The 25,206-nt window shown below is 66.5% G+C and carries 24 protein-coding genes and 1 tRNA gene; 12 read left to right on the forward strand and 13 right to left on the reverse strand.

What is annotated here, in order from left to right; genetic code table 11:
• Positions 1 to 40: 40 nt before the first annotated feature.
• On the reverse strand, positions 41 to 802 hold the full coding sequence (locus NX778_RS06145) for a helix-turn-helix transcriptional regulator (protein WP_258810784.1): 762 nt from the start codon (positions 800 to 802) through the stop codon (positions 41 to 43).
• 96 nt (positions 803 to 898) lie between these two features.
• Between NX778_RS06145 and NX778_RS06150 the strand changes: the two genes are divergently transcribed.
• Positions 899 to 1,285, forward strand: a complete 387-nt coding sequence (locus NX778_RS06150; protein ID WP_258810786.1) for a VOC family protein — start codon at positions 899 to 901, stop codon at positions 1,283 to 1,285.
• 23 nt (positions 1,286 to 1,308) lie between these two features.
• Here the strand turns inward: NX778_RS06150 and NX778_RS06155 are convergent.
• Positions 1,309 to 1,395, reverse strand: a tRNA-Leu gene (locus NX778_RS06155).
• Between the two features lie 143 nt (positions 1,396 to 1,538).
• On the opposite strand from NX778_RS06155, the gene NX778_RS06160 reads away from it, so the two are divergent.
• Genes NX778_RS06160 through NX778_RS06175 form a run of 4 tightly spaced genes read left to right on the forward strand, consistent with a single transcriptional unit; the run spans position 1,539 to position 6,254 of the window.
• The gene (locus NX778_RS06160; RefSeq protein WP_258810787.1) at positions 1,539 to 2,837 is read left to right on the forward strand and encodes a cytochrome c; all 1,299 of its coding nucleotides are present in this window, start codon (positions 1,539 to 1,541) and stop codon (positions 2,835 to 2,837) included.
• Positions 2,834 to 3,322 carry a (2Fe-2S)-binding protein gene (locus tag NX778_RS06165; RefSeq protein WP_258810789.1) on the forward strand — a complete coding sequence of 163 codons (489 nt, stop codon included), beginning with the start codon at positions 2,834 to 2,836 and terminating at the stop codon, positions 3,320 to 3,322. The genes NX778_RS06160 and NX778_RS06165 overlap by 4 nt, the downstream gene beginning before the upstream one ends.
• Positions 3,319 to 5,541, forward strand: a complete 2,223-nt coding sequence (locus NX778_RS06170) for a xanthine dehydrogenase family protein molybdopterin-binding subunit (protein WP_258810791.1) — start codon at positions 3,319 to 3,321, stop codon at positions 5,539 to 5,541. The genes NX778_RS06165 and NX778_RS06170 overlap by 4 nt, the downstream gene beginning before the upstream one ends.
• Before the next feature lie 41 nt (positions 5,542 to 5,582).
• A complete protein-coding gene (locus tag NX778_RS06175) occupies positions 5,583 to 6,254 on the forward strand; it encodes an SOS response-associated peptidase family protein (protein ID WP_258810793.1) in 672 nt (223 codons plus the stop codon).
• 74 nt (positions 6,255 to 6,328) lie between these two features.
• On the opposite strand, the gene NX778_RS06180 is transcribed toward NX778_RS06175, so the two are convergent.
• The 3 genes from NX778_RS06180 to NX778_RS06190 all read right to left on the reverse strand — a co-directional run bounded on the left by NX778_RS06180 (position 6,329) and on the right by NX778_RS06190 (position 9,672).
• Complete coding sequence (locus NX778_RS06180; protein ID WP_258810795.1) at positions 6,329 to 7,666, reverse strand: choice-of-anchor Q domain-containing protein; 1,338 nt, start codon at positions 7,664 to 7,666, stop codon at positions 6,329 to 6,331.
• Positions 7,667 to 7,886: 220 nt separating this feature from the next.
• Positions 7,887 to 8,450 carry a hypothetical protein gene (locus NX778_RS06185; protein ID WP_258810796.1) on the reverse strand — a complete coding sequence of 188 codons (564 nt, stop codon included), beginning with the start codon at positions 8,448 to 8,450 and terminating at the stop codon, positions 7,887 to 7,889.
• A gap of 76 nt (positions 8,451 to 8,526) precedes the next feature.
• The gene (locus tag NX778_RS06190; protein ID WP_258810798.1) at positions 8,527 to 9,672 is read right to left on the reverse strand and encodes a right-handed parallel beta-helix repeat-containing protein; all 1,146 of its coding nucleotides are present in this window, start codon (positions 9,670 to 9,672) and stop codon (positions 8,527 to 8,529) included.
• 227 nt (positions 9,673 to 9,899) lie between these two features.
• Between NX778_RS06190 and NX778_RS06195 the strand changes: the two genes are divergently transcribed.
• Positions 9,900 to 10,271: an Lcl C-terminal domain-containing protein gene (locus NX778_RS06195; RefSeq protein WP_258810799.1), complete on the forward strand. Its 372-nt coding sequence runs from the start codon at positions 9,900 to 9,902 to the stop codon at positions 10,269 to 10,271.
• Between the two features lie 104 nt (positions 10,272 to 10,375).
• On the opposite strand, the gene NX778_RS06200 is transcribed toward NX778_RS06195, so the two are convergent.
• The 3 genes from NX778_RS06200 to NX778_RS06210 form a co-directional block, all read right to left on the reverse strand.
• Complete coding sequence (locus NX778_RS06200; RefSeq protein ID WP_258810800.1) at positions 10,376 to 11,122, reverse strand: type 1 glutamine amidotransferase domain-containing protein; 747 nt, start codon at positions 11,120 to 11,122, stop codon at positions 10,376 to 10,378.
• A gap of 90 nt (positions 11,123 to 11,212) precedes the next feature.
• Entirely contained in the window at positions 11,213 to 12,640 is a 1,428-nt protein-coding gene (locus NX778_RS06205) for a M20/M25/M40 family metallo-hydrolase (RefSeq protein WP_258810801.1), read from the reverse strand.
• A 72-nt stretch (positions 12,641 to 12,712) separates the two neighbouring features.
• Positions 12,713 to 13,831: a metallophosphoesterase gene (locus tag NX778_RS06210; RefSeq protein WP_370661311.1), complete on the reverse strand. Its 1,119-nt coding sequence runs from the start codon at positions 13,829 to 13,831 to the stop codon at positions 12,713 to 12,715.
• A 219-nt stretch (positions 13,832 to 14,050) separates the two neighbouring features.
• Here NX778_RS06210 and NX778_RS06215 point away from each other — a divergent pair, with 219 nt between their 5' ends.
• The 4 genes from NX778_RS06215 to NX778_RS06230 all read left to right on the forward strand — a co-directional run bounded on the left by NX778_RS06215 (position 14,051) and on the right by NX778_RS06230 (position 17,574).
• Positions 14,051 to 14,527 (forward strand): glycine zipper 2TM domain-containing protein, encoded by a 477-nt coding sequence (locus NX778_RS06215; protein WP_258810803.1) that lies wholly within the window; start codon positions 14,051 to 14,053, stop codon positions 14,525 to 14,527.
• 70 nt (positions 14,528 to 14,597) lie between these two features.
• Positions 14,598 to 15,488: a protein kinase domain-containing protein gene (locus tag NX778_RS06220; protein WP_258810804.1), complete on the forward strand. Its 891-nt coding sequence runs from the start codon at positions 14,598 to 14,600 to the stop codon at positions 15,486 to 15,488.
• 80 nt (positions 15,489 to 15,568) lie between these two features.
• The gene (locus NX778_RS06225) at positions 15,569 to 17,110 is read left to right on the forward strand and encodes a hypothetical protein (RefSeq protein WP_258810805.1); all 1,542 of its coding nucleotides are present in this window, start codon (positions 15,569 to 15,571) and stop codon (positions 17,108 to 17,110) included.
• Positions 17,111 to 17,112: 2 nt separating this feature from the next.
• Positions 17,113 to 17,574 carry an SH3 domain-containing protein gene (locus tag NX778_RS06230; RefSeq protein ID WP_258810806.1) on the forward strand — a complete coding sequence of 154 codons (462 nt, stop codon included), beginning with the start codon at positions 17,113 to 17,115 and terminating at the stop codon, positions 17,572 to 17,574.
• Positions 17,575 to 17,579: 5 nt separating this feature from the next.
• Here the strand turns inward: NX778_RS06230 and NX778_RS06235 are convergent, their stop codons facing one another.
• Positions 17,580 to 18,041, reverse strand: coding sequence for a GNAT family N-acetyltransferase (locus NX778_RS06235; protein WP_258810807.1), 462 nt, complete (start codon positions 18,039 to 18,041; stop codon positions 17,580 to 17,582).
• A gap of 85 nt (positions 18,042 to 18,126) precedes the next feature.
• On the opposite strand from NX778_RS06235, the gene NX778_RS06240 reads away from it, so the two are divergent.
• Positions 18,127 to 19,074 (forward strand): PP2C family protein-serine/threonine phosphatase, encoded by a 948-nt coding sequence (locus NX778_RS06240; protein WP_258810808.1) that lies wholly within the window; start codon positions 18,127 to 18,129, stop codon positions 19,072 to 19,074.
• A 24-nt stretch (positions 19,075 to 19,098) separates the two neighbouring features.
• Here NX778_RS06240 and NX778_RS06245 read toward each other — a convergent pair whose 3' ends face one another.
• Complete coding sequence (locus NX778_RS06245; protein ID WP_258810809.1) at positions 19,099 to 20,166, reverse strand: acyltransferase family protein; 1,068 nt, start codon at positions 20,164 to 20,166, stop codon at positions 19,099 to 19,101.
• Between the two features lie 167 nt (positions 20,167 to 20,333).
• On the opposite strand from NX778_RS06245, the gene NX778_RS06250 reads away from it, so the two are divergent.
• Positions 20,334 to 21,644: an FHA domain-containing protein gene (locus NX778_RS06250; RefSeq protein WP_258810810.1), complete on the forward strand. Its 1,311-nt coding sequence runs from the start codon at positions 20,334 to 20,336 to the stop codon at positions 21,642 to 21,644.
• A 204-nt stretch (positions 21,645 to 21,848) separates the two neighbouring features.
• Here the strand turns inward: NX778_RS06250 and NX778_RS06255 are convergent, their stop codons facing one another.
• From NX778_RS06255 to NX778_RS06265, 3 genes are read right to left on the reverse strand one after another with little or no spacing between them, the layout of a single operon-like run.
• Entirely contained in the window at positions 21,849 to 22,247 is a 399-nt protein-coding gene (locus tag NX778_RS06255; protein ID WP_258810811.1) for an OsmC family protein, read from the reverse strand.
• Positions 22,248 to 22,285: 38 nt separating this feature from the next.
• The gene (locus tag NX778_RS06260) at positions 22,286 to 22,975 is read right to left on the reverse strand and encodes a GNAT family N-acetyltransferase (protein WP_258810812.1); all 690 of its coding nucleotides are present in this window, start codon (positions 22,973 to 22,975) and stop codon (positions 22,286 to 22,288) included.
• A gap of 59 nt (positions 22,976 to 23,034) precedes the next feature.
• Positions 23,035 to 25,206 carry an SUMF1/EgtB/PvdO family nonheme iron enzyme gene (locus tag NX778_RS06265; RefSeq protein ID WP_258810813.1) on the reverse strand — a complete coding sequence of 724 codons (2,172 nt, stop codon included), beginning with the start codon at positions 25,204 to 25,206 and terminating at the stop codon, positions 23,035 to 23,037.

Below are 25,206 nucleotides of genomic sequence, written 5' to 3' on the forward strand. Positions count from 1 at the left end.
CGGGCCGCGCCGCGATTGAACGAAACGGCTAACCTTCGCGCTACGCGTTTTGCACGCTGATCGCGGACACTCCATACATACGCTTGAAGGTACGCGCGAAATGCGCCGCATCCGCGAAGCCGCCGTCGAGCGCGGACTCCGTGATGCTCTTGCCCGCCCTGATCGAGGCGATGGCCGTTTCTATCCGCAGTTCGAGCACGTAAGGGCGGAAGCGGATTCCGGTCTCGGCCAGGAACAGGTGGCGGAATCGCTCAGCGGAGAGGTGGACGTGCTCGGCGATTTCTGCCAGCGTGACAGGCTCGCCGAGGCGGCAGCGCAACTCATCGATGGCGCGCTGCACGCGGGGATCGACGGGCCGCACCGGCGCCGTCTCGACACCGGTCAATTTTGCGATGCAGGCGCGCGCGTGGGCTGCCAGGTCCTCGTCGCTGCCCTGCCCAAGAAAGGTCGCGGCGAGCGCTTCGATCTCGGCGCCGAACGTATTCCGGTCAAGTTCGTTGACGCCTGTGGGGAAGCGAGTGCGCAGGATTCGGCCCTCACGCGATTCCGGCTCCGCGAAGATCAAGGCGACGAGTTGGCCGCGCGCTTCGAAGGCGTGCGGCTCATGCGCTGCGATGATCGTGGCGCCGTACGAGATCCAGTCCTGATCGGGAATCTTGAACCGGATGTGGCCATCTGACAGCGCAAGCGTCAGCTGGATCATGTGATGCGCATGGAAGTCAGTCTTCTCTTCCGTGTGACCGACCCAGGTGCTGCCGCCGTTCCAGACCACGCGGCGGCCGGTGCCGAACAACTTGCTCATCCTTCGCCTCCTCGCCGCCTCGTTAAAATATCGACAATTTTCGCACAGGTCTGGTGTAGACTCCACAGACCTGAACAGTCCAGATAAGGGGGCGAAATGAAACGAGTGACCGGTATCGGCGGCATCTTCTTCAAGGCCAAGGACGCGGAAGCAATGCGCGCCTGGTACAAGAACCACCTGGGCATCGACGTCCAGCCTTGGGGCGGCGCGGCCTTCGACTGGACCGATGAGGCTGGCAAGCCGGTCGCCGGCACTACGGCGTGGAATATTTCGCCCATGGAAGGTGACGAATACGCGCCCAGCAAGGCGCCGTTCATGGTCAATTACCGCGTCGCGGATCTGGATGCGCTGCTCGATGCATTGCGCGCCGAAGGCTGTAACGTGCTGGGCAAGGCCGAGGAATCGGAATACGGGAAATTTGGGTGGGTGCTTGATCCCGAAGGAAACAAGGTCGAACTGTGGGAGCCGCCGCCAGGGCAATGATGCCGTGCAATCGTGCTGTGAGGTGGTGCCCGGAGCCGGGATCGAACCGGCACGCCATTTCTGGCACGGGATTTTAAGTCCCGGGTGTCTACCAGTTTCACCATCCGGGCAGCGCGCGAGATTCTAGCACAATCGACCACGGTTTCGCATCGGCTCAGCAGCAGCTCGTCCAATGCGCGCCAGCTAACAGACCGTCGCCGGAATCGCGCGCAGGATTTGTTCACTCTCATTGGCGGGCAAGCGGATGGCTGGAGTGCGACAGGCTCGAAATCGACTTGGATGGGCATGCATCGCCGGCATCGCGGCGCTGCTGGCCGCCTCGGCTTCCGCTACCTTGCGCCCGGCCGTAGCCGACGCGGGCGCGCCCGCTTTCACACACGAACAAGTGGTACGCGGCGCCCGCCTCGCTGCCATCGGCACCTGCGCCAGCTGCCACACAGCCGATCCAGCGCGTCCATTCGCTGGCGGCGTGCCGCTTCGCACACCGTTCGGTACGATCTACAGCACCAACATCACACCCGACAAGGAAACCGGCATCGGCGGCTGGCCACTGGACGCCTTCACACGAGCGATGCGCGATGGCGTGTCGCGCGACGGACATCATCTGTACCCTGCCTTCCCCTACAACTATTACACGCACCTGAGCGATGCCGACATCGCCGACCTCTACGCTTTCATCATGACGCGCGACCCGGTCAGGCAGGCCGCGCACGCCAACGAGATGCGCTTCCCCTTCGGCATCCGGGCGCTGGTCGCAGGGTGGAACATGCTCTACCTCGACAAGTCCCCGGTAATGGCGCAAGCGGACAAGGACGCGCAATGGAACCGCGGCGCCTATCTCGTCCAGTCGCTGGGCCATTGCGGCGCCTGCCACACGCCGCAAAATTCGCTGGGCGCGCCCGATCAGCGCAGATACCTTGGCGGCGGCGAGGCCGAAGGCTGGTTCGCGCCGGCACTGAATGCGGATTCGCCATCTCCGCTGCCGTGGACCGTGGAACAGCTCACGGCCTATCTCCGCACCGGAATCGCAGCCGATCACGCCATAGCCGGCGGGCCGATGCAAGAGGTATCAACGAGCTTCGCCACTGCCGACGAAAGCGACGTGCGGGCGATTGCCACTTACCTGCACTCGACACTCGTCCCGCGCTCGCAGAACGTGCAGGACCATGCAGTCGCCGCAAGCCAGACGCCGCTGCCCGCCCACACTGCCGGAACGACGGCAGACGACAGACAGCTGCAACTTGGCGCGCAGGTCTACGCCGATGCATGCGCGCGCTGTCACGACGAGAGGCGCCAGGCCTCATCCGGCGGCGCACTGCAGATGCCGATGGCGGTCGCTGTGTACGATCCTGATCCGCGCAGCTTCCTGCACATCGTCCGTGACGGGATTACCCCGCCCTCGACCGAGCCTTCGCGCTGGATGCCCGGCTTCGCGGGCATGCTGACCGACGAGCAGCAAGTCGCATTAGCGGCTTACCTGCGTCGCTATGCGGCGGGCCTGCCACCGTGGCCTGGCCTACCTGGCGCAGTCGAGAAAGCGAAGCGGCCATGAGCACCTACTCCCTGAACATCAACGGCCACGCGCAATCGGTGGACACCGACGGGGACACGCCGCTCCTGTACGTGCTGCGCGAGGACTTGCAGCTTAGCGGCGCAAAGTTCGGCTGCGGGCTTGGCCAGTGCGGGGCGTGCACCGTCATGGTCGGCAAGGATGCCGTGCTGTCGTGCCTGATGCCGGTATCGCTGGTCGGATCGCGGCCAGTGCGCACGGTCGAGGGCCTGGGCAGTGCGAGCACGCCGGGTGTACTGCAGCGCGCCTTCATCGATGAACAGGCGGCGCAGTGCGGCTACTGCATCGCAGGCATGATCATGCGCGCACAGGCGCTGCTGGAAACAAATCCCCATCCAACCGATGAGGAGATTCGCCGACACATGGCGATCAACCTGTGCCGCTGCGGGACGCATATGCGCATCTTGCGCGCGGTACGGCGCGCAGCCGATCTGCTGCATCCGCCTGCCAAGGACGGGCAGCGATGAACGGACCTCTCAATCGCTCGCGCAGGCGCTTTGTACAGACGGCCGGTGCGCTGGTCGTCAGCTTCTCGCTCGATCCGGCACTGCTACTGGCGCAGCCGCAGAAAGCCGGGAAGCCAGCTCTGCCGGGCAGCCTGAAGAACGAGCCTATGCTCGATGCCTGGATCCGCATCGACGCGGACGGAAGCATCACGGTCTTTACCGGCAAGGCGGAACTGGGTCAGGGCATCAAGACCGCGCTGCTGCAGGTTGCCGCGGAGGAGCTGGTGGTGGCGCCGGCGCGCCTCACACTGGTCACGGCCGACACGGCGCGTACACCCGATGAAAAATACACGGCAGGCAGCCACTCGATGCAGGACAGCGGCACCGCAATTCGCAACGCGGCCGCGCAGGTGCGCGAGATCCTCGTCGGCCTTGCCTCGCAGCGCCTGAACGCACAGCCGGCGACTTTGCAGCTGGCCGATGGTGTCATCTCGGGAGGTGGCAGACGGATCGGATATGGAGAGCTGGTGAGCGGACAGACGCTGCACGTCGCGGCTACTGGCAAGGCGCCATTGCGTCCGCCCGAAACGCATACTGTGATCGGCAAGCCGCTACAACGGGTCGACATTCCGGCCAAAGTGAGCGGCGGGCAGGCATATGTGCAGGACCTGCGCCTGCCGAACATGGTCCACGCACGCGTGGTGCGGCCGCCCGGCCCCGGCGCCCAGCTCGTGAGCGTGGACGTTTCAAAGGCTGCGCGGATGCCGGGCGTGATCAAGGTAGTGCGCGACGGACGCTATCTCGCCGTCATCGCACAGCGCGAATACCAGGCGGTGAAGGCGGCAGCGGCGCTCGCGGCGGCAGTGGCGTGGCAGGAGACGGGCGCCCTCCCGCCGCAGGCCGACATCGTCAAGTTCGTGCGCACCTCGCCCTCTGAGGACTCGGTGATACTTCAGCAGGGCGCTTCGGGCGTGGCGGGCACGCGGATCGAGGCGAGCTACTCCAAGCCCTTCCAGCTACACGCATCGATCGGCCCTTCGTGCGCGGTGGCGCAGAACGTCGACGGCAAGTACACGGTGTGGACGCACAGCCAGGGCGTATTCCCGCTGCGCGACGCGCTGGCCGAGCTGCTGGCGGTGACGCCGGATGTAGTCCACTGCATCCACATCGAAGGATCCGGCTGCTACGGCCACAATGGCGCGGACGACGTTGCGGCTGATGCCGCCCTGCTGGCGCACGCCCTGCCCGGCCGCCCGATCCGGGTGCAGTGGATGCGCGAGGACGAACACGGATGGGAGCCGCTTGGGCCCCCGATGCTCGCGCATGCGGCGGCGACGGTTAGCAACGGACGCATCGTCGACTGGGCCTACGAGGTATGGAGCCCACCGCACAACGCGCGGCCCGGCAAGGCAGGCAACCTGCTGCCGGCTACACTGCTGGCGCAGCCGATTGCGCCGCCGCCCGCCAGGCCGATCCCGCAGCCCGAAGGTGGCGGGGACCGCAATGCCGTTCCGCTATACACCTTGCCGAGCGCACGGGTGACCAGCCATTTCATCGCCAAGCCGCCGCTGCGCACTTCGGCGCTGCGCTCGCTGGGCGCGTACTGCAATGTATTCGCGATCGAAAGCTTCATGGACGAGCTGGCGCGGGCGGCTGGTCTCGATCCGCTGGCCTTCCGGAGCGCGCACCTGCAGGATCCGCGTGCGCTGGAAGTGCTGCGCGTCGCGACCGACAGCTTCGGCTGGCGCGACTACCCGCGCATGCGCGGCCGCGGACGAGGCCTGGCCTTTGCGCGCTACAAGAACCTCGGCGCGTATGCCGCGATCGCACTGGAGGTCGAAGTTGCGCGCGACACGGGATTCGTTCGGATCACACGTGCGGTTGCGGCGGTGGACGCCGGAGAGATCGTGAACCCGGACGGTATCCGCACCCAGATCGAAGGCGGCATCCTACAATCGTGCAGTTGGACGCTGTGCGAGGAAGTCAGCTTCAACGCCAACACCGTCACCAGCCGGGACTGGGGCAGCTACCCGATCCTGCGTTTCCCGCAGATGCCGGACGAGGTGAAGGTGCACCTTGTCGACCGGCCCGGACAGCCGTTTCTCGGCACCGGCGAAGCGGCCCAGGGTCCGGCCGCAGCGGCCATCGCGAATGCGTTTGCGGACGCGACCGGGGTGCGGCTGCGCGACCTGCCGCTGTCACGTTCACGCGTGCGCACAGCGCTCGCCACGCGTACCTGAACCAGCCGTCGCCGGGCCGGAACTTGCGGTACCATGGCCGCATGTGTGGACGATTCGACCAAAGCCAGACGGCCCGGTTCTACGCCAGCGTGTTCGGCTGGGCGGATGCCGTCTACGACAGCGAGGCCACTCCGGCATACAACGTATCGCCGGGAACCTACCGGCCGCTCATGCACATCCAGGACGGGCAGGCGCGGGTGGACGACGTGTTCTGGAGCTACCGCGCCAGGTGGGCGGACGGCAAAGTCCCGATCTGCATCAACGCGCGGCTGGACAAGCTGGACAACCGCTACTGGCGCGGCCTGTTGAAGAGCGGTCGCGCGATCGTCGCTGCGGATGGCTGGTATGAATGGACCGGCGAAAAGGGCCGCAAGCAGCCGTGGCACATCCATCGCAAGGACGGGACGCCGCTCTACATGCTGGCGCTCGCCAATTTCGGGCCGTTCACCGAGAACCGTGCGGAGGCTGGCTTCGTGCTGGTCACGGACGATGCGGCGGCCGGCATGCTCGACATCCACGACCGCAAGCCGGTGGTGCTCAATGCGGAAGATGCCCAACTGTGGCTTGACCCCGGCCTCACGCCGGAACAGGCGATGGAACTCGCGCGCCGCACCGCACTGCCATCCGAGGCATTCGAATGGCACAAGGTCAGCAGCGTGATGAACAAGGCCGGCACCGAGGGGCCGCAGATCGCAATGCCGCTACCCGATTAATCGCAGGTACAAAAAGTGAACGTCGTTCCCGCCTTCGAGGGAACGACGTTTCATCTAACCGAAGCGGTGAACAATCAGTGCTGGTAAGCGCCGATATCGTAGCCAGTGGTCGCGTTGCGCGGCTTGCCATCGATGTCGGTGGGCAGCGCCCCGGTTGCGGTGCCGCGGCCAATCGCGGGCGAGCCGGCAGCCAGATGATAGTCCGGGCTGGCCGCAGTGCGCGAGTACGCAACGAACAGCGGATTCGATGACACGGTATTCTTCGCGGTCAGGCCGTTGCGCAGCGAGATATTCGCGCTGCTGTTCTGGTACACCAAGTTGTTGCTGTAGCTGTTGTGGGTACCGGTGGTGCCTTGCTCCGAGATGCCATAGCCGTTGTCGTAGAAGATGTTGTTGTTCACAACCGTGTAGTCGTCGCCGGCGCTGGTGTGATAGAAGTCCCCGCCGCCCACGATCAGGCCGTAGTGGGAGCCAGTCACGGTGTTGTTGGTGATGGTCACGTGGTTGGCGTCGTGCCACAGGTGAATCGCAGCTTCGCCGACGCGGTACACCAGGTTGTTCTTCACGGTGCCCGAAGTCGACACGTAGATGCCCTGGATGTACTTGCAGCTTGCAGGACCGATGTCATTGACGGTATTACCCACCACGTCGTTCCAGACGCCGTTGTAATAGCTGTCCACTCCGATCGCCGAACCGCCCGCGCTGTTGCAGGTGGCGCTCTTGGCGATGTGGTGCACGTGATTATTCTGAATCATCGTGTACGAGCCGCCGGTATAGATACCGTGCGTCACGCTCGGCTTGGCGCTGCCGTCGATGTCGAAACCGATGATGCTCACGTAGTTGCCGCGGTTGTCCCACACGTTGGCGGTGCTGCCCGGCACGATCTTCGCGCCCCACTTGGTGCTCGACATCCAGTAGATACGGGCAGACGAAGTGCCGCTGGCGGTGGTCTTGATGCCGCCGGTGTAAGTGCCGGGTGCGACCCAAACGGTCGTGCCCGGCCTCGTGGCGACCTGGGCGGCGCGCGCCAGGGTCTTGAACGGCGCGGTCTTGGTGCCGGCCGCGCTGTCACTGCCGGCCGGCGACACGTAGTAGTTGTAGGTAGTGGCTGGAATGCTCGTGTTCGATCCCGGCGGATGAAGGGCGACGTACTCGGCGCTGGCTTCGATGTTCGCCGTGATGTTCTCGATCGACATGCCGTTCGCCAGCGCGGTCGACCAATATGCCAGACCGCCCGCATCCGGCTGGCGGCCCAGCAGCGATTGGTACAGTTGGGTGATTTGGACTTCAGGAGAGGTCGTGGTTGCGGCCGTGGCTGCACCGGCTCCGGGTGTCGCGAGCAAACATGCGAGGCTGGCGCACAGCGCAGCGTTGACACGGACTTTCGAAGCGAGGGTGGCTAGTTTTTTCATCCTAAGTATTCCTTGGCTCAACAGTAAATGAGTAAGCTTTGAGCGCTGGAAACTTCCCAAGTTCAATCTTTTTCAAAATAAATTTCCTTTGCGTATCAAAGACATCAACTACTTTTCTGCTCGGAAAAGGATGGTCAGGATGAGAAATCGAACAGATCCGCCGGGGCGAACAAAAAGCCCGCACACATTGCTGGGTGCGGGCGGGACTGAAGGCCATTGTTCAATGAAACGAACAGGCGCCGTACTTGCAAATTGCCGGGCTGGCCGCCTGGGCCGGTTGGGCCGGCGTCGTGTTGTCGCCAGCTGCGGCGACGGTGCCGGCGTCGTTGCTGCCGGCAGTCTGGCTGGCCCCATAACCCGTCAAGGCGAACGCGTCGGCCTTGGCGCCCGTTGCCGGAGCGGTACTGCCGGGCCCAGACACTGAAGCGGTCGCCGCCTGGCCGCTTGAAACGGCGGCCTGATTGCCCGCCCCTGCCGCCACAAGCGGCGCCTGGCCGGCCGAAGCGGCCGTGGAAGACGGCAATTGATCGACAGAAGCAGACTGAGGCGCAGGCGGTGCTGGCAGCGAGGCCGGTGCCGGCTCAGGCGCCGGATCGGGCGCTGCAGCCTCGGTCGCCGCCTGAACCGCCGGCACCGCGCTTGCCACCGCCACCGCCGCCATCTGCGGCCCGTTGTGCAGGCCGCCCTGGTTTCCGGCTCCGCAGCCGGCCAGCAGGATGCCGGTCGCGCCGCACAGCAGCGCACGGATGCGCCATCGGGACGTGCGAGGTGTCGTGTTCTTCATCAGCGCTTCCTCAATTCATCAGGACGATTCAAGCCCGCGCGCATCACTGCGCGCGGACCGGACGTGCAGGCTTCGATCAGTGCTGGTAAGCGCCGATGTCGTAGCCGGTGGTCGAATTGCGCGGCTTGCCGACGATGTCAGTCGGAGCCGCGCCGACCGAGGTGCCGCGGCCGATCGCCGGCGAGCTCGACGTCAGCTGGTAGTTCGGCGTGGTCGCGGTGCGCGAGTACGCCACGAACAGCGGGTTCGAGGACACGGTGTTCTTTGCCGTCAGACCATTTTTCAGCGAGATGTTGTACTTGCTGTTCTGGTACACCAGGTTGTTGCTGTAGCTGTTGTGCGTGCCGGTCGTGCCCTGCTCCGAAATGCCGTAGGTGTTATCGAACACGATGTTGCTGTTGACCACCGTGTAGTCGGCGCCTGCGCTCGTGTGATAAAAGTCGCCGCCGCCGACGATGATGCCGAACACCGAGCTGGTTACCGTGTTGTTGGTGATGGTCACGTGGTTGGCGTCGTGCCACAGGTGGATCGCGGCTTGCGCCACGCGGTACACCAGGTTGTTCTTCACGGAACCCGAGGTCGACACGTAGATGCCTTGGATATAGGTGCAGCCGGCCGGGCCGATATCGTTGACGGTGTTGCTGACCACGTCATTCCAGATGCCGCCGTAGTAGCTGTCCACGCCGATCGCCGAGCCGCCGCCGCTGGTGCAGGTGGCGGTCTTGGCGATGTGGTGCACGTGGTTATCCTGGATCATGCTGTACGAACCGCCGGTGTAGATACCGTGGGTCACGGCCGGCTTGGTGCTGCCGTCGATGTCGAAACCGATGATGCTCACGTAGTTGCCGCGGTTGTCCCAGACGTTGGCGGTGCTGCCCGGAACGATCTTCGCGCCCCACTTGGAGGTCGAGACCCAGTAGATGCGGGCGGACGAGGTGCCGCTGGCGGTGGTCGTGAAGCCACCGGTGTAGGTGCCTGGCGCGACCCACACGGTGGTGCCGGGACGGGTTGCCACCTGGGCGGCGCGCGCCAGGGTCTTGAAGGGCGCGGCCTTGCTGCCGGATGCGCTGTCGCTGCCGGTCGGGGACACGTAATAGTTGTAGGTCGTGGCCGGCGTCGTGGTGGCCGAGGCCGAACCGGCTGCGGCGAGCAGGACGGCGGCGCTGGCGGCGAGCACGGTGTTGAAACGGGCAGTGTTGGCGATAGTTCCGAGTTTTTGCATTGGGAAGGTTCCTTACCTCAACAAGTGAATGAGTACCTTTGAGGTGCGGAAACTGCCCAAGTTCAACGTTTTTGAAAAAGAATTTTTTAGGCGTAATAAATTCGCACCGGCATGTTCCTCATAGAAATCGAACGCTTGCATGAGATATATCGCGTTTTTCGCCGCAACTAAGCGGGCCAATCCGAAGTCTTAGCTAGCTGCCACGATGACGCGAGAGGACCAATCCGATGACGGAATATCCAGAAGTAAAAGACAGACTGCAGGAAGGCGAACTTTATGCCGGGCTCATCCTTGGCCGGCAGGGCGAACCCGACCACCACCTGATCCTGTTGCCAGGCCGCGCAGCCGACGTCAGTTGGCCCGCGGCGCAAGACTGGGCTGCGGCGCGCGGCGGCATCTTGCCGACGCGGCGCGAGCTTGCCCTGCTGTTCGCTAACCTGCGCGAGGAGTTCGACCGGGCCTGGTATTGGTCGAGTGAACAGCACGAGACGCGCGCACAGCTGGTCTGGGGGCAGAACTTTGCCAGCGGTATCCAGACGGTGTACGGGCGGCCGTTTCGCGGCAATGCGCGGGCGGTGAGGCGGGTGCCGATTGGGTGAGGCTCGCGCGAAGGAGCAACAACGACGCTTAAAATCTAAACAGGCCGTCGTTCCCCGCGGAGGCGGGAACGACGGTAACGATTTTCGAGGCCAAACGATTACTCTTACCGCGGCGCCGCTTGCCCGCCCTCCCCGCGCAGCCCGCGCCGGACCGCATACGCGCCCGCGCTGAGCAGCGCCATGCCCAGCATGGTGCTGACGGACAGGTTCGGCATCGCCCGCATCCCGCTTGCCGTGAACGCGGCCGGCTGGTCGCGCTGCGGATCCGAGCGGCGGCGGCGCAGCGCGCCATTGCTGGCTGGCCCTCCGGCATACAACTGGATCATCTCGCGCACGAAAGGCACGATATCCTGCGGCCCCCGGCTGGACAGCAGGTTACCGTCCCGCACCACTTCCTGGTCGAGCCAGGTGGCGCCGGCGTTCACGAGATCGTCGCGCACGCCCGGCCACGAGGTCAGCGTCCGTCCGTTCGCCAGTCCGCTGGACACCAGCAGCCACGGCCCATGGCACAGCGTCGCGATCGGCTTGCCGGCGTGGTCGAATTCCCGCACCAGGTCGCGCGCCGCGGAGGACTGGCGCAGCAGGTCGGGATTGATGAAGCCGCCCGGAATGAACAGGCCGTCGTAGTCGCGCGCCCGCACCTCGGCGGCCAGCCTGTCGACCACGATGGCATCGTCCGCCGGTTCGTTCAGGTTGACGCCGCGAATATGGCCAGGCTGCAGCGAGATGATCTCGGCCTCCGCGCCAGCTTCGCGCAGTGCGGCCAGTGGCGCCGCCAGTTCGACCTGTTCGAAACCGTCCGTCGCCAGCACGGCGATCTGTTGTCCAGCAAGTTTTTTGCGTCCGTCCATCATGTCCTCCGTTGAGCAGTGATGTGCTTACAGAGTCGACGAACGCGACGATGGTTCCCGCACCATTCCGGTACGGGAACCACGGCCAGCTTAGCGCGTCGTGGCGGGCGCGCGGCCGACCGGCTGGTCGGTGTTGGCGAGGAACCAGGCGGTGGCTGCCATCACGGCCGCGTGGCGGCGCAAGTTGTCCGGATTGACCTTGTCGAAGGTGTCCGCCGTCGTGTGGTGGTAGTTGAAGTAATCGGACGAATCGATCACCGGCTCGAAGCTCGGCACGCCGTCGCGCTCCAGCAGCGACAGGTCGCCGGTGCCCAGCGCATCCTCACGCATGAACACGCCTGCGCCGATCGGCGACAGGGCAGCCTGCAGCGGCGCAAAGTACTTCACCGACGCCGGGCCGATGCTGGCCTTGACGCCGAACGGACGGCCCGAGCCGCCGTCGTCTTCATACGCGGCGATGTGCTTCTCGGCGTTGGCTTTCTCCGACTCGGCATAGGCACGGCCGCCGCGGCCACCGTTTTCCTCGTTCATCCAGGCGATCATGCGGATGGTGCGCTTCGGCTGCAGGCCCAGCTTCTTGATCGTGTTGATCACTTCCATCGCGCTGGTCACGCCGCTGCCGTCGTCGTTGGCGCCGGTCGCCAGGTCCCAGGAATCCAGGTGGCCCGACACGATGACCACTTCGTCCGGCTTGGCGCTGCCGGGAATGTCGGCGATCACATTGAAGCTGTCGGCGTCCGGCAGCGTCTGCGGGGTCAGCGTCAGGTGCATGGTCACCGGGCCGCGCTTGGACAGGCGGCTGATCAGCAAGGAATCTTCGATCGTGACCGCCGCCGCCGGGATGCGGCCGCCATCGGTCAACAGGGTCGCGCCCGTGTGCGGGATACGGTAGGCCGCACCGCCGACGGCGCGCACCAGCGCCGCCGCCGCGCCCATTTCGGCCGCCATGCGCGGGCCCGCGCCGCGGTAAGCCACCGCCTGGCCGTAGGCATTGCCGGCCAGTCCGCGGTCGGCCATCAGCTGGTCGAAGGGCACGTCGAACAGCACGATCTTGCCCTTCACGTCGGCCGGCTTGTAAGCCTTCAGCTCGTCAAAATTGTGGACCACGATCACCTGCGCCGTGAGGCCGGCCGCCGGCGTCGCGCCCGAACCGCCCAGCGCGGTCAGCACGATGCGCTGGGTCACGCCCTGCGGCTGGCCGGTGTAGCCAACCAGGGTCGCCTTCTCCTCGCCGCGTACCCAGTGAGGAACCTTGACCGGCTGCAGCGTCACCTTCGCGCCCAGCTTGCGCATCGCCTCGGCCACTTGCTGCACCGCGGCGGCCGCTCCCGCCGAGCCGGACAGGCGTGGGCCCACCAGGTCGGTCAGGTCTTCCAGGCGCTCATATGCATAGTTGCTCTGCATCGCGGCGTCTCGGATTTTTGCCAGGGCGGCGGAATCGACATCGGGTCCGGCGGCGCTTGCGGCGCCGGCGAACAGTGCAGTTGCAAGGACGGTCAGGGGTATGCGACGGTTCATTGCGGTCCTCAGAAAAGTTGCAAAGCGCACACAATAGCGCATCTCTTGCAATTTTGCTGTATGGACATTGAATCAGGCCGGGACGAGTCGCAACAAGGTGATTTCGGACGGTGCGCCGAAACGTTTCGGCGGCCCCCAGTAGCCGGTGCCGCGGCTGATGTAGACCCACATATCGCGCACGCGGTTAAGCCCGGCAACGAAGGGCTGCTGCAGCGGCACGAACAGGTTCCACGGGAAAAACTGGCCGCCGTGGGTGTGGCCGGACAGCTGCAGGTGGTAGCCGGCCTGGGCCGCCGCCTCGGCCGAGCGCGGCTGGTGCGCGAGCAGGATGCGCACCTGCACCTCGTCGCCGGCCCCAGCCGCGGCCGCGTGTGGATCGCTGCGGTGCGCCGGGTTGAAATTGTGGGCCGTGTAGTCGGCGACGCCCGCGATCATCAGGGCGGCGCCGCTGCGCTTGCGCACCACGTGCTCGTTCATCAACACGGTCAGGCCCAGCCGTCGCAGCTCCACGATCCACTCTTCCGCGCCGGAATAGTATTCGTGGTTGCCGGTCACGAAGAACACGCCGTCGCGCGCCGCCAGCCGGCGCAAGGGCTCGGTGTGCGGCGCGAGGCGGCGCACGCTGCCGTCCACCAGGTCGCCGGTGATCGCGATGCTGTCGGCCTTGAGCGCATTGACCCGGTTGACGATGGCATTCAGATACGCCCGCTTGATGGTCGGCCCGACGTGGATGTCGGAAATCTGCGCGATCTTGTAGCCTTCCAGCGACGGCGGCAGGTTCGCGATCGGGACATCGACCTTGACCACGCGCGCCACCCGGCGGGCGTTGACGAAGCCGACCAGCGTGACCGCCAGCGCCGCCAGCGGAACCGCGACCGCGCTGTCGTGAACAAGCAAGGGCGTCATTGCATTGAACAGTTTCATTCCCAACAACAGCAGGTCGCGCAAAAAGGTCAGCACCAGCAGGGATGAGAAATAGCCCATCGCGATCAGCGCCGCCCAGGTCAGGGGCTCGGCCCAGCGCCGGCGCCAGCGCATGCCCGGGGCACCCAGTCCCAGCGGGACAAGCAGCGCGGAGACGATCAACAGCAGGACGCCGACCGCGACGCCAAGCACGCCAAGTCCCATCGCCGGCAATAGCCGAATACCGATGTAGAAGTGCAAGACGAGGACCAGTGCCAGGAAAGGCATGAAAGAACGGCGCATGGCTTGTTACGAAATGAAAGCGACCGAACCTAGATGGGACTGGTCTGCAAGAGTGCAAGGGCCAGCATCGCCATGTTACGCCTCACTCGTGATTTGTAAGATTCTGTATGAACAGATTACGCGTTCCAAAACCGGCGCTATAGTTCATCCATGCCCCGGTGTAACGCGATCATCCCGATCCCCCGTGAGGCGATAGGAAAAGCCATGTTGAACAAAAAATGCTTTGGTGCGGTGCTCCTGGCCGCGGCCGCGGTGTCGTCCACCTCGGCAATGGCTCAGGATCGCGGTGCAAACACGGTTGTCGGCGCACTCGCCGGCGCGGCCTTGGGCCATGCAGTCGGCGGGCGCGATGGCGCCTGGGTCGGCGGCGTGCTCGGCGCGGCAGTGGGCAATTCGGTCCCGACGCGCGACGATTACTATCGCCGCGGCGGCTCGGTGACCTACTATGAACAGCAACCGGCCTACTACGATCAGCAGCCGGCCTACGTCGAATCGCGCCCCGTGTACACCCAGCCTGCACCCGTGTACTACGACGCCCCGGCCCCGGTGGTGTATGAATCGGCCCCGGTGTACGTGAGCGGTCCGCGCTACTACGAAGCGCCGGTGGTGGTGGTTGGCGGCGGCCGCGGTTACTACCACGGCTACCACGGCTACCATGGCGACCACTGGCGCCGCTGGTAATCAGTCTGTATTCGCAAAAGCCGCGTCTCGTACGCGGTTTTTTTTCGTCCGCCCCCGGCTAGCCGTCAGCATGTACACCGCCGGGACCATCATCACTTTGCGGGCAGGCGCCTATCGCCTGGCCGAGCCGATCGCCACCTCATCCTACGGGCAGGTGTGGCGCGCGATTGGGCCGCCCACGATTGGCGTGGCGGCGCTCAAGCTGGTCAACCGCGCGCAGATGGCGCGGGCCGGCGACAGCCTCCGCGTTCGCTGGGCCGATTGTGCCAGCGTCGAGCGCGCGGTCCTTGCATCGCTCCAGCCCTGGGACCAGCGCCACATCGTGCGCCTGCTCGATCACGGCGAGCACGAAAGGCTGCCGGTGCTGGCGCTCGAACTGCTGGGCGCCGACCTGCGCGCGGCAGGATCGGTGCCGATTGCGCGCATCGTCGACTGGATCGGACAGGTCAACCAGGCGCTCGCCAAAGTCCACCAGTGCGGCTGGCGCTACCTCGACCTCAAGCCCGGCAATGTGCTGCTCGACGCCGATGGCACGGTGAAGCTGTGCGACTTCGGCACGGTGCGCGCGCTGGCCGACACCACCGCGCACGAATTTACCGGCACGCCCGGCTGGCAGGCTCCCGAGCAGGCGGTCGCCAACGACCGTGGCCTGCATGACACGGACGCGCGCACCGATTATTTCGCGCTTGGCCTGCTGTTCTACCACCTCGTCAGCGGCGGCGCGCGGCTGCGGTACTGCCAGGCGCAAACAGCGGACGGGCCGATATTGAGCGTCTCCGAAGCAGCCTTGTTCGCGGACCGCTTCGAGCGGCAAGGCGGTGGCGGGACGGCCGCGCTGGCCCTGTTGCGGACCCTGCTCGCGCCGCAGCGCGCGCAGCGCCCACGGCATGCGCTCGACATCAGCCGCGCCCTCGCGCAGATCCGCGACGCCATGCAGCGGACCCTGAGGAGCGCCGCGTGAACCGCCCACAGCAGCCGTTTTTCATCCGCCCCCTGCTAGCGTTTGGTGTCGCGAGCGATCAAAACCGATAGGAGCTGCCCATGCCGATCTATGTCCACCACTCAGCCCTTGGCAAGGTTGACGATGTGTTCAACGCCGAATCGATCTGGCAGGCTCCGGGGCTGCAGCTGTTCTCGCGCCGCCCCCTGCTGCGCGACCTGCTTGAGCGGGCGCCACGCGAGCTGCGCGGCCGTGCGCCTCGCCGCTGCTTTTCCCACATTACGCTGATGCTGCCGCAGGACGAGATCGACGAGGACCGCCACCTCACCCGCGGCGCACGCCTGCGCGAGCTCGCGCAATCGCTGCAGGCGCTGCACCAGAAGGACTTCGGCGACCAGCTCGGCAGCGAAGACGTGCGCTACCACGTGGTCGGCGCCGAGGCGCTCGAGCCGGGCGAGGTCGAGGTCAAGTTCGGCCACGCGGTCTACCTGCCCGGTCCGTCCGAACAGGTGATGTACACCGTCAGCGCCTCGCGCGACAACGCAGTCTGGAAACAGGTCTGCGCGATCTACCCGAAGCAGCGCCTGGTCCTGCTCGGCCTCGACACGCGAGACGCCACGCACACGGTGCCCGACTGGCCATTCGGACCGGACTGCGCGCTGCTGCTGGTGAACGACGGGCCCGACACGCCGATCGAGGTGCAGGCGCGCCCGAAGGAGGCATTCGAATGCAGCTACGATGCGGCGGCCGGTTGCTACGTGCTGCGGCCACGCGGCAGCAGCAGCGGCGCGCGCGTACTGTTCAAGGTGGAGCGCAGCGGCGCACCGAAACAGGCCGCGCGGCCAATCGAAGTGCCGCGCACCCAGCCCGCGAAGGCGCCCGCCGTCTGGAAACGGCGCACCCCGGAGGCCGAGGATGCGCAGGCCACCGCACTGCCGGCCCGCGCCAGCGTAGTGCCCCCGGCGCCCGAAGGCGACGCCACTTACGCTCCGGTCGCCGCGCGCCAGCGCGTGCGCCTGGCCGCTTTGGCCCTGCCGCGCTTGTCGCGCTACCGTGACACCGGCGCCACGGCGCTGGAGATCGGCCTCGATCGTAGCCTTGCACCCGCAGCCGCCGCGGAGCAGTCGCTGATCCGCTTCGCCGTTACCGACCGTGACGAAGTTCACGCCATCACAGCCGCGGGCCGCCAGCGGGTCACGCTGCCGGCGCGCATCACGCCAACAGACGCGGGCGCGCTACAGTTACTGGAAGCTCCGCCCGAGATGGCCGACCGCTACTGTGGGCTGTTGCGCCTGCCGAACGCCCCCGAACAGGCAATCGCCGGCGGCGCACGCTTCGTCTTCGGACGCAATGCGCCGATGTTGTCCGCGCTGCGTGTCCTCGACAAGCAGGACTGCCTGCGCCGCGCACCGGGACTGGAAGCTGCCAGCGCCGACCGCCTGGGCCTGTCGCGCAACGCCTTCAGTTTCGAGGCGGTGGACGATGGCTACCGCATCGGCCGCCTGTCCCCGACCCAGGCCCTGTACCACCTCGACGAGGAAATGCGCTTCGTCGCCCAAGTGGGAGACGCGGACGAGGCCTACCACCTGCCGCCGGGGCACCACCTGGTCGCAGGGCACTACGTGCTGCGCTTCGAGGCCTGATCATGAACCACGGCGCAAGCCTGTTCGCCGCCTACGCCGCCGGCCTGGCCTCGACCCTGGTGCTGGCGGCCTTCCTGACGCCGCGCGCCTGGTGGCGGCGCGCCAACCTGCAGGCGGCGACGGTGCTGGCCGCCGGCACCCTGGCCATCGGGGGCACGCTGGCATGGCTGTTCGTGCCCACGGCGCCGGCGCAAGCCAGGCCGATCGCCGCCATCGCCGACCCGCCGCCGCGCGGCGCTCCCGAAGCGGGCATGCGCTACCGCGTGCATGATCACCTGAACTTGCGCGGCGCGCGCGGGATCGGCGCAGTACGGCTTGGTGTTGTGCCGGCCGGCGCCACGGTCATCGCAACCGGCGCGCGCGAAGGCGACTGGTGGGAAGTCAGCGCCAGCCTCGATGGACAGGCGGTACGCGGCTGGGCCAGCAGCCTGTGGCTGCGCCGCACCGACGAGGCGCGTCCCTGATGCGCTCAGGCGCGCGGCAGGTCGAGCCGCATCGGCGTGAAGTAGATGCTGTTCTTGAACTGCATCGGCGCAGTCGGCACGAATCCCAGCGCGGTATAGAGCGGCAGCGCAAAATTGGACGCGTTCACCGTGAAGAAGCCCGGATTGCCGGCCTCCAGCGCCTTGTCGCGGCCGTGCTCCCAGAGCCGCCGCGCGATGCCCTGCCGGTGCCAGCGCTTGTCGACGAACAGGTGGTACAGGTGGGTCACCTCGCGCACCGCGACGAAGCCGGCGAGCACGTCGCCGACGATCGCCACGTGGTACACATAGCCGGCCGCGACGTGGCGGCGAAAGCCCGCTTCATCGTTTTCGGCCGTGAACTGCGGGGCGCCATCCGGGGATTCATGCACGATGAATTCGCGCGCCGCGGCCTGGAACAGGGCGGCGGCGGCCGGGATATCGCGGTCTTCGAGCGGGCGGATCAACATCGGGGCATCGCATTTGTGGCCAGGGCCTTCAACGGTAACACAATCGGCTCCCCACTCCAGCGCTGATATGGATACACTCACGGATATGAATTCCGCCCTCCACTTCGGCCACCGGTTCGACGTCGCCGCGCGCAGCGTCGTCGGCGCCGGTTCCATGCAGCGCGAAGAGAACCAGGACAACTACCTGCTGATCGACCACGACGGCAATGCGCAGTACCTGGCCGGGCAGCAGCGCCACAAGCGCCGCGTCGCCGGCTGGCCGCGCGGCCATGCACGGCTGGCGGTGCTGGACGGGATGGGCGGCCACGGCCACGGACGCGAAGCCGCCGAAACCGTGGTGGCAGGCCTGCTCGCCGTACCCGCATGCGCGAGCGTCACCGAACTGTCGCAGCACCTGGACGCGCTGCACGCGCGGCTGCAGCACCACTTCTCCGGCATCGAACACTCGCCGCTACGGCCCGGCACCACGCTCACGATGCTCGAACTCCCGGCCAGCGGCCCGGCCTTGCTATACCACGTGGGCGATTCGCGCCTGTACGAGATCAGCGCCGGCCAGGCCACTCCGCTCACCGTGGACCACGTGCCCGCGACCGCCTTCGCAATGGCCGACCTGATCGACGAGCGCGCGTGGTGGCAGCAGGTCCACGGCGAACACCGGCCCCAGATCAGCCAGGCCTTCGTCCTCGGGAATACCTTCGACGATCCGCTGCTGCTGTCCGACCCGCTGCGCGAGCTGCGCGCCGCCGACCTGCCGCCCTGGCTCGCCGAACTGCACGACCGCCGGCCGGTGGCGCTGCATCCCGGATCGGTCTACGTGCTGGCCACCGATGGCTTCTGGTCCTGCCCCGACGCGCAGCGCTGGGTCGCGCGCTGGCCGGAGCTGTTTGCAGGGCGGTCCAGCGCGCGGGCGATGTTGGACGCCTTGTTTGGCGAGATCGAAGCGCATCCGCCGGCCGGCCTGCACAGCGATAACCTGACCGCCATCGTGCTGCGTCCACTGGCGCTTGACGAAACCGCCCTGCCCTCGGCTTAGCATTCCGTGTAGCAGCAAGCGAATCTAGAATCCGCTGGCTTGCTCACTGTCGGGCGTGTTGCGCGAATTAGTGCGCCTCGACCTGGAAGCGTAGCGCTCGGCGAGCCGCATGCCTAGAGCGATTCCGCGTTTCTCGATACCGTGGTAGGACATGTAGGCCAGCCCGATCAGCAGAACAAGCATTGCGCCCCATTGCACGAGTTTCGGCCCGGGCACTAACCCATCGATAGCGCCCATTGCGAGAACGTGCGTAAGGTAGATACCGTAGGAGTATTTCGCAACCAAACTTGCGCCCCGCACGATATGCCTGTTTTGGAGTTCGTCGCTTGCTGGAATTATGATTCCAATGGCGAGACAAAAAACCCAGAACAGCGGCATTTCTGAAAAGCCAATCTTAACCAGCATCGGAATTAGCACAGTGCCAGCGATGGCAATGAAAGCAAACAGGCAAGCGCTGGACAATTCGAATCGAATGCGACCAGCAAGCAGGTACGCCAAGAAGCCTGGCAGGAAGCACGGTACGTAGAGCGCCAACTTGTGTGCCAGCGACTGCGTGGGCAACAACAGTGCCAAAACAGTAGCAGATAGCCACAGCGCGATTGCCCACAAGACGGGCTGCTGTGTTCGGGCAAGGTGATAGAGCGCGGGCAAAACCAGATACATCTGCAACTCGTATGGCAGGGACCACAACGGACGAGGCAGCGAAGCGTAACCCGTGATGTTCTGGACCAGAAATAAATTGCTGAGCAGTTTCCCGGTGTCGATTGGAATCGACCCGAGCTGCAGAAGGGCAAAAAACAAAACGGTGACGATGGCCAGCGGGTATATCCTGAATATACGCCTGATGTAGAAGGGAATGGCGGCCGGTCCATGCCGCTGCAGCGACATCATTAACACAAGAGTGGTGTGCACGAAAAATATCGCCACCCCGATTCGCCCCATTGTGCGGTAGCTGTAAAAAGCCGGTTCCGCGCCATCCGTAAGCTGTAATATCAGGTGGCTGACCACCACCAGGATAACCGCGACGGCCCTGATTCCATCGAGCGTAGATAGGTAACGCATTTCATTTGGTGGCAGGCTATGGATCAACAAATAGTAGACCTAAATGCCGAGCGCTTGTAACGTGCGATCGCTGTTGATTTACCCAGTTGTTTCCAGCAGGACACGCCGTGTACAAGCCGCTCGATGTTCAACGCATCCGCGCGACACGGATGAGCCGCATTGGATAAGCTGGCGCTAAAGCCATCTACTGCGCCGCCATGCATCCCTGCCGCGATCCCGAGCATCCTCACTGCACCGTCTGGGTGATGCCGGGCGCGCTCGAGTGTGCGCACGGGCATCCGCAACCGCGCACAACTGAGCCAGTCCGGCCGCACCTACACGTCAGTGGCTTCGATCCGCGCGCCGCCGGCGGCCGCCACGCGATCAAGCTCGAACCACGCGGCATGCCGGCCGATTGCCCGGGCGGCCTGATGCTGACACTGCGTTCGCCGCTGCCGCTGCACTGCGCGGCACGCCACCAGCTGGCGCGCGGGGCGCACGGCCAGTGGTGCCCCGCCTTCATCGAATTCTCCTCGCGCGGCCTGGAACACGGCCAGCACCGCATCGAGGTCGAGCTGGAAGGCGGCGGCCGCAGCTGGATCTGTTCGGTCGTGGTGCTGGTGCCGCGCGCGGACGCCAGCCTGTCCGAGATCCACCATGCCTTCCTCGCCAACCACAAGAATGTGCGCGTGTTCGCGGACGAGGGTTCGATCGCACGCGTCAATGCGGCGGCGGCGACGGGCAGCGTCGATATCGACGTCAGCGCCCGCAACGCAGGCATCGCGCGCCTGGAGCTGGATGCCACGCGGGCCGGCAGCATCAGCCTGCCGACCATCGCATGGGATGAGGACCTCGTTGAAATCGATAGCGCAGTCGTCCTGCCGGCCCACCCCTACCCCGCCGACGCGGCCTGCCTGCTGCGCGGCGCGCGCCACGAGCGGCTGTTCGCCGGCGACCAGCTGGTCATCGGCCGCTACGATCCGGCGGCGCCGCAGGCCCAGGTCCTGCTCGCCCATCCGGACAGCGGCGGACTCACGCGCCGCATCTCGGCGCGCCATGCGCTGATCCGCCGCGACCGGGACGGCTACATGATCGAGGACGTATCGCGCTACGGCATCCTGGTGGATGGCGAATGGCCCGGCAAGGCCCGCCCGGTCGCGCTGCGCGAGGGGATGCACATCGAGTTCACCGCCAGCGTGCCCGGCATCGCCGCGCTGGAGGTGTGCGCGCTGCAGCCGCATGCCCTGGTGCTGGAGCGTGCCGGCGCGCCGTCTGAACGCTTCTGGCTGCTCGCCCCGGACCTTGCGCCAGGCGGGGATTTTGCCCTGCCGCTATTGTTCCATCGCGGCGGTGGCTTCTGGCTGCGCGAAGCGGGGAGCGGCACCGACCACGCGCTGGAGCCGGGCTCGCACCAGTCCGGTTTGCCTATGGGAATTTGCTTTGAAGGCGGGCCGTACCCCGAAACGTGGAACGTACGCGCGCGCATTCCCGACCGGCGTCGCGCCGGGCCCTTGCTGCCAGCCGCCTAGCCGATCAGGAGAACGGCGGCCGCAGCACGAGGAAGATCAGCGATGCGCCGATCAGCAACACGGCCTCGATCGAAAAGACGACCATCGGAATCCGCAGGTGCTCGGGAATTTTCATGAAACCACCTCACATGGGTGAACGTTGTTTCACTTCCCAGCATAGCGCAATCCGGCGGACAGGCAAGCGCGCTACGCGCCGCCGCCCGGTCAAGCCAGCTTGGTGCTGACCTCGACCGTCGCGGTAGTCATCAGCTTGTGCACCGGGCACTTGCCGGCCACGTTCAGCAGCTCGGTGCGCTGGGCGTCGCTCAGCGGTCCGGACATGTGCAGCGTGGTGTCGAGCTTGTAGATGCCCTCGCGCTCCTTGCTGTCGTCGCGGTCGACGCTGACTTCGAGACCCTCCAGCGGAATGCCCTTGCGGTGCGCGTACCACACCAGGGTCAGCGCCTTGCAGGTGCCGAGCGCCGCGTCGAACAGGTCATGCGCGGACGGGCCGGCATCGTCGCCGCCTTCCTGGATCGTGCCGTCGGCAATCAGCTCGTGGCCGCGCACCTGGACGATCTGGCGCATTGGATAGGCGGTGTCGCGGCGGACGGTAATGGTCATGTCAGGCTCCCTGTCGTGTGTTGGATGTAGTGGCTACTTTACACTGCCTGCGCCAGCGTGATCACGCGGACCGGCGTTTCGCGCCAGTCGGCAAAACCCATGCGCAGGTAGAGCCCGTGGGCGGCGTCGTTTGCGCTCATGACGTGCAGGAACGGCGTTTCGCCCCGTTGCAGCTGGCGCAGAATCAGCTTTTCCATCAGCCGCCGGGCCAGGCCGCGGCCCTGGAAATCCGGATGAACGCACACGCCGCTGATTTCACGCAGGCCGGGCGCGGCCATCCGTTCTCCCGCCATCGCGACCAGGCTGCCCTTGTCGTCGAAATAGCCGAAGTAGTCGCCAAGCTCGATGGTGCGCGGGCCGAACGGACCGGGCTTGGTCAACTTCGCCAGCTCCACCGCCTGCGCGGCGTGTTCACGCCGCAGCGGCACGGCATCCGGTGCGGCGTCTGCCGTGGGCGCGCCGCCGTTCCAGACCATGCGGTACATGGTCGATTCGGCTTCGATGCGCCAGCCCGCCGGCGCAGGCCCGGTCCAGCCATCGCAGTAGAAATGCTCGCCCAGATCGCAGAACGGGCGCAGCGCATCGAAGTCCGGCGCGCGGGGATCGGGAAAACCAACGATGGGCGAAAAGCCCGGCGCGTAGCGCCTTGCGCTGTCGGTGCCGGTGGCGAAACAGGCGTGCGGACCGCTGAGCGCCTGCCAGAAGATATTGTCGAGGAGGTGGTCCATGGTGCTGCGAGAGCTGCAAAGCACGTGCAAAGCACGCACTCTAGCACGGCCGCGCGGCGCTACTCCACCTCGCGCACGACGCGAAAGCCGACCTTGTCGTTGGACAGGCGAGCCGCGAAGCCATTGCGCACCGCGGAGCGCAGGTAGCGCGGATGGTACAGCCAAGAACCGCCGCGCAGCACGCGCCGCTCCTGGTCGCCGCCGGCCTGCCAGGCGCCGCCATCGATGGGCGCACCCTCGTAACTGTCGTGCATGACGTCCTGTACCCATTCCCACACATTGCCGTGCATGTCGCACAGGCCCCAGGCATTGGGCGGATAACTGCCCGCCGCCGTGGTGCCGCGGCGCGGCACGCCGCGCTCCTTGCCGGCCCAGGCGAAGCGGGTGTCGTAGTTGGCCTGGTCGGGCCGGATATCGTCGCCGACGTTGAACGGCGTGCCGCTGCCCGCGCGGCAGGCGTATTCCCATTCGGCCTCGCTCGGCATGCGGTAGCGCTTGCCGGTGCGGGTCGAGAGCCAGCGCACATAGAGCTGCGCGTCGTGCCAGTTGACGCCGACCACAGGATGCTCGTCGGTCTGGATGAAGCCGGGCGCCGACCAGTTGACGTCGCCGCTCGGCTTCCAGCGCGTGGCCAGCACGAACGCGCGCCAGTCGGCCACGCTGACCGGATGCCTGCCGATCGCGAAATCGCGGCCGATGGCGACCAGGTGGCGCGGCACTTCCCGCTCAAGCCAGGCCTTGCGCGCGCCGGCGTCGAGGGCGGCCTGCTGCTCGTCGGAGCCGGAGCCCATCTGGAAGCGTCCGGCGGGCAGGACCACCAGTTCCGGGCCCTGTGCGCTATCGTCGAGGAAGCGGTCGCGCAAGCGTCCGCGGCTCGCGTACGGCGCCGCCGAAGGAGCGAGGCTGGCGGCGGCGGGTGCGGTGGTGGCGATGGTCGCATAGGCCAGGCGTGAGCCCAGCACCTGCTCGGCGGCGGGCGCCTGGCGGGCCTCGGGCGACATGCTGCGCAGGCCGGCGAGCACGCGGTCCGGGCGACGCGCGCCTGCCCGCTCGCCGGCCTGCGCCGCGTCCTGCTCCAGCCGGCGGCGCAGCTGTTCGCGCAGCTGCTGGCGGCGCGCTTCGCGCTCGGCCTCGGCGCTGGCGCGCGCGCGGCGTTCCTGTTCGCGGCGCAGATCCGGCGCAGCGGCTGGCGCGGAGGGACGACTCGTTGCGGCCGGCGCAGGCGTCTCCGCAATCACCGCCGGCCCGGGCGCGGGGAGCGCGGCGGCCCGCACGCGCCGCAGCAGCTCGGAAACGCTCGGCGGCCGCAGCGAAGGCTCCGGCGCGAAACCCGCGTGCAAAGCTGCGCGCACCGGCTGCGGCAAGGCCTCCGCGCGTTCGGATGCGCGCGCATGGCGGCCGGCGTCGAACGGCAGGGTTCCGGTCACCATCTTGTACAGCATGACGGCGGCGGCGTGCACGTCGAGCGCGCGGTCCGGCGCCAGCTGCGGATCGCCCGCTTCGGGCGCCATGTAGGCCGCGCTGCCCGAATTGCCGGGCGCCGCGCTGCCGTTGGAGCTGCCGGCAATGCCGAAGTCGAGCAGCTTGACCGTGCCGTCGGCCTGCACGAACACATTGGCCGGCTTGAGGTCGCGGTGCACCAGGCCGCACTTGGTCCAGGCGTAGTCGAGCGCCTGCGCCACCGGGTCCAGCAAGGCGCAGGCGCGCTCCAGCGCCAGGCCGCCGGTGCGCTTGATGACGGCGTCCAGATCCTCGCCATCGAGGTATTCCATGATCAGGAAGACGCTGCCGGTCGCGGCATCCTGCGACCAGTCGAACACACGCACGATGTGCTCGTGGGCGAGGCGGCGCGCGCAGATGGCTTCTTCCAGCAGCAGGCGCGCCTCATGCGCCGCCCCCGCGCGCTGCGGCGGATGGATCTTGAGCGCGACCTGGGCGCCATGACCCAGCTGGACCTCGGTCGCCAGGTCGACCGCCTGCCAGACTTCGGTCCTGCCGCCGTAGGAAATCAGGCGCTGCAGGCGGTAGCGGCGGTTCGGCGGGCCGACCTCCTGCCCGGCCATCAGGCCCAGTTCCGTGCTCTCGCCGCTGGAAGCCGCGGCATGCGCGCGGGCGTCGTGATAGGCGGTGTCGAGAACGGCTTCCTTGCGCCGGTCGAACTCGTCGCGGGTCAGGAGACCATCTTCATGCAAGGTCCGCAGTTCGCGGATTTTGTCGATCGCTGTTCGCAT

The sequence above is a fragment of the Massilia terrae genome, assembly GCF_024753145.1.
Taxonomy (GTDB): Bacteria; Pseudomonadota; Gammaproteobacteria; order Burkholderiales; family Burkholderiaceae_D; genus Telluria; species Telluria terrae.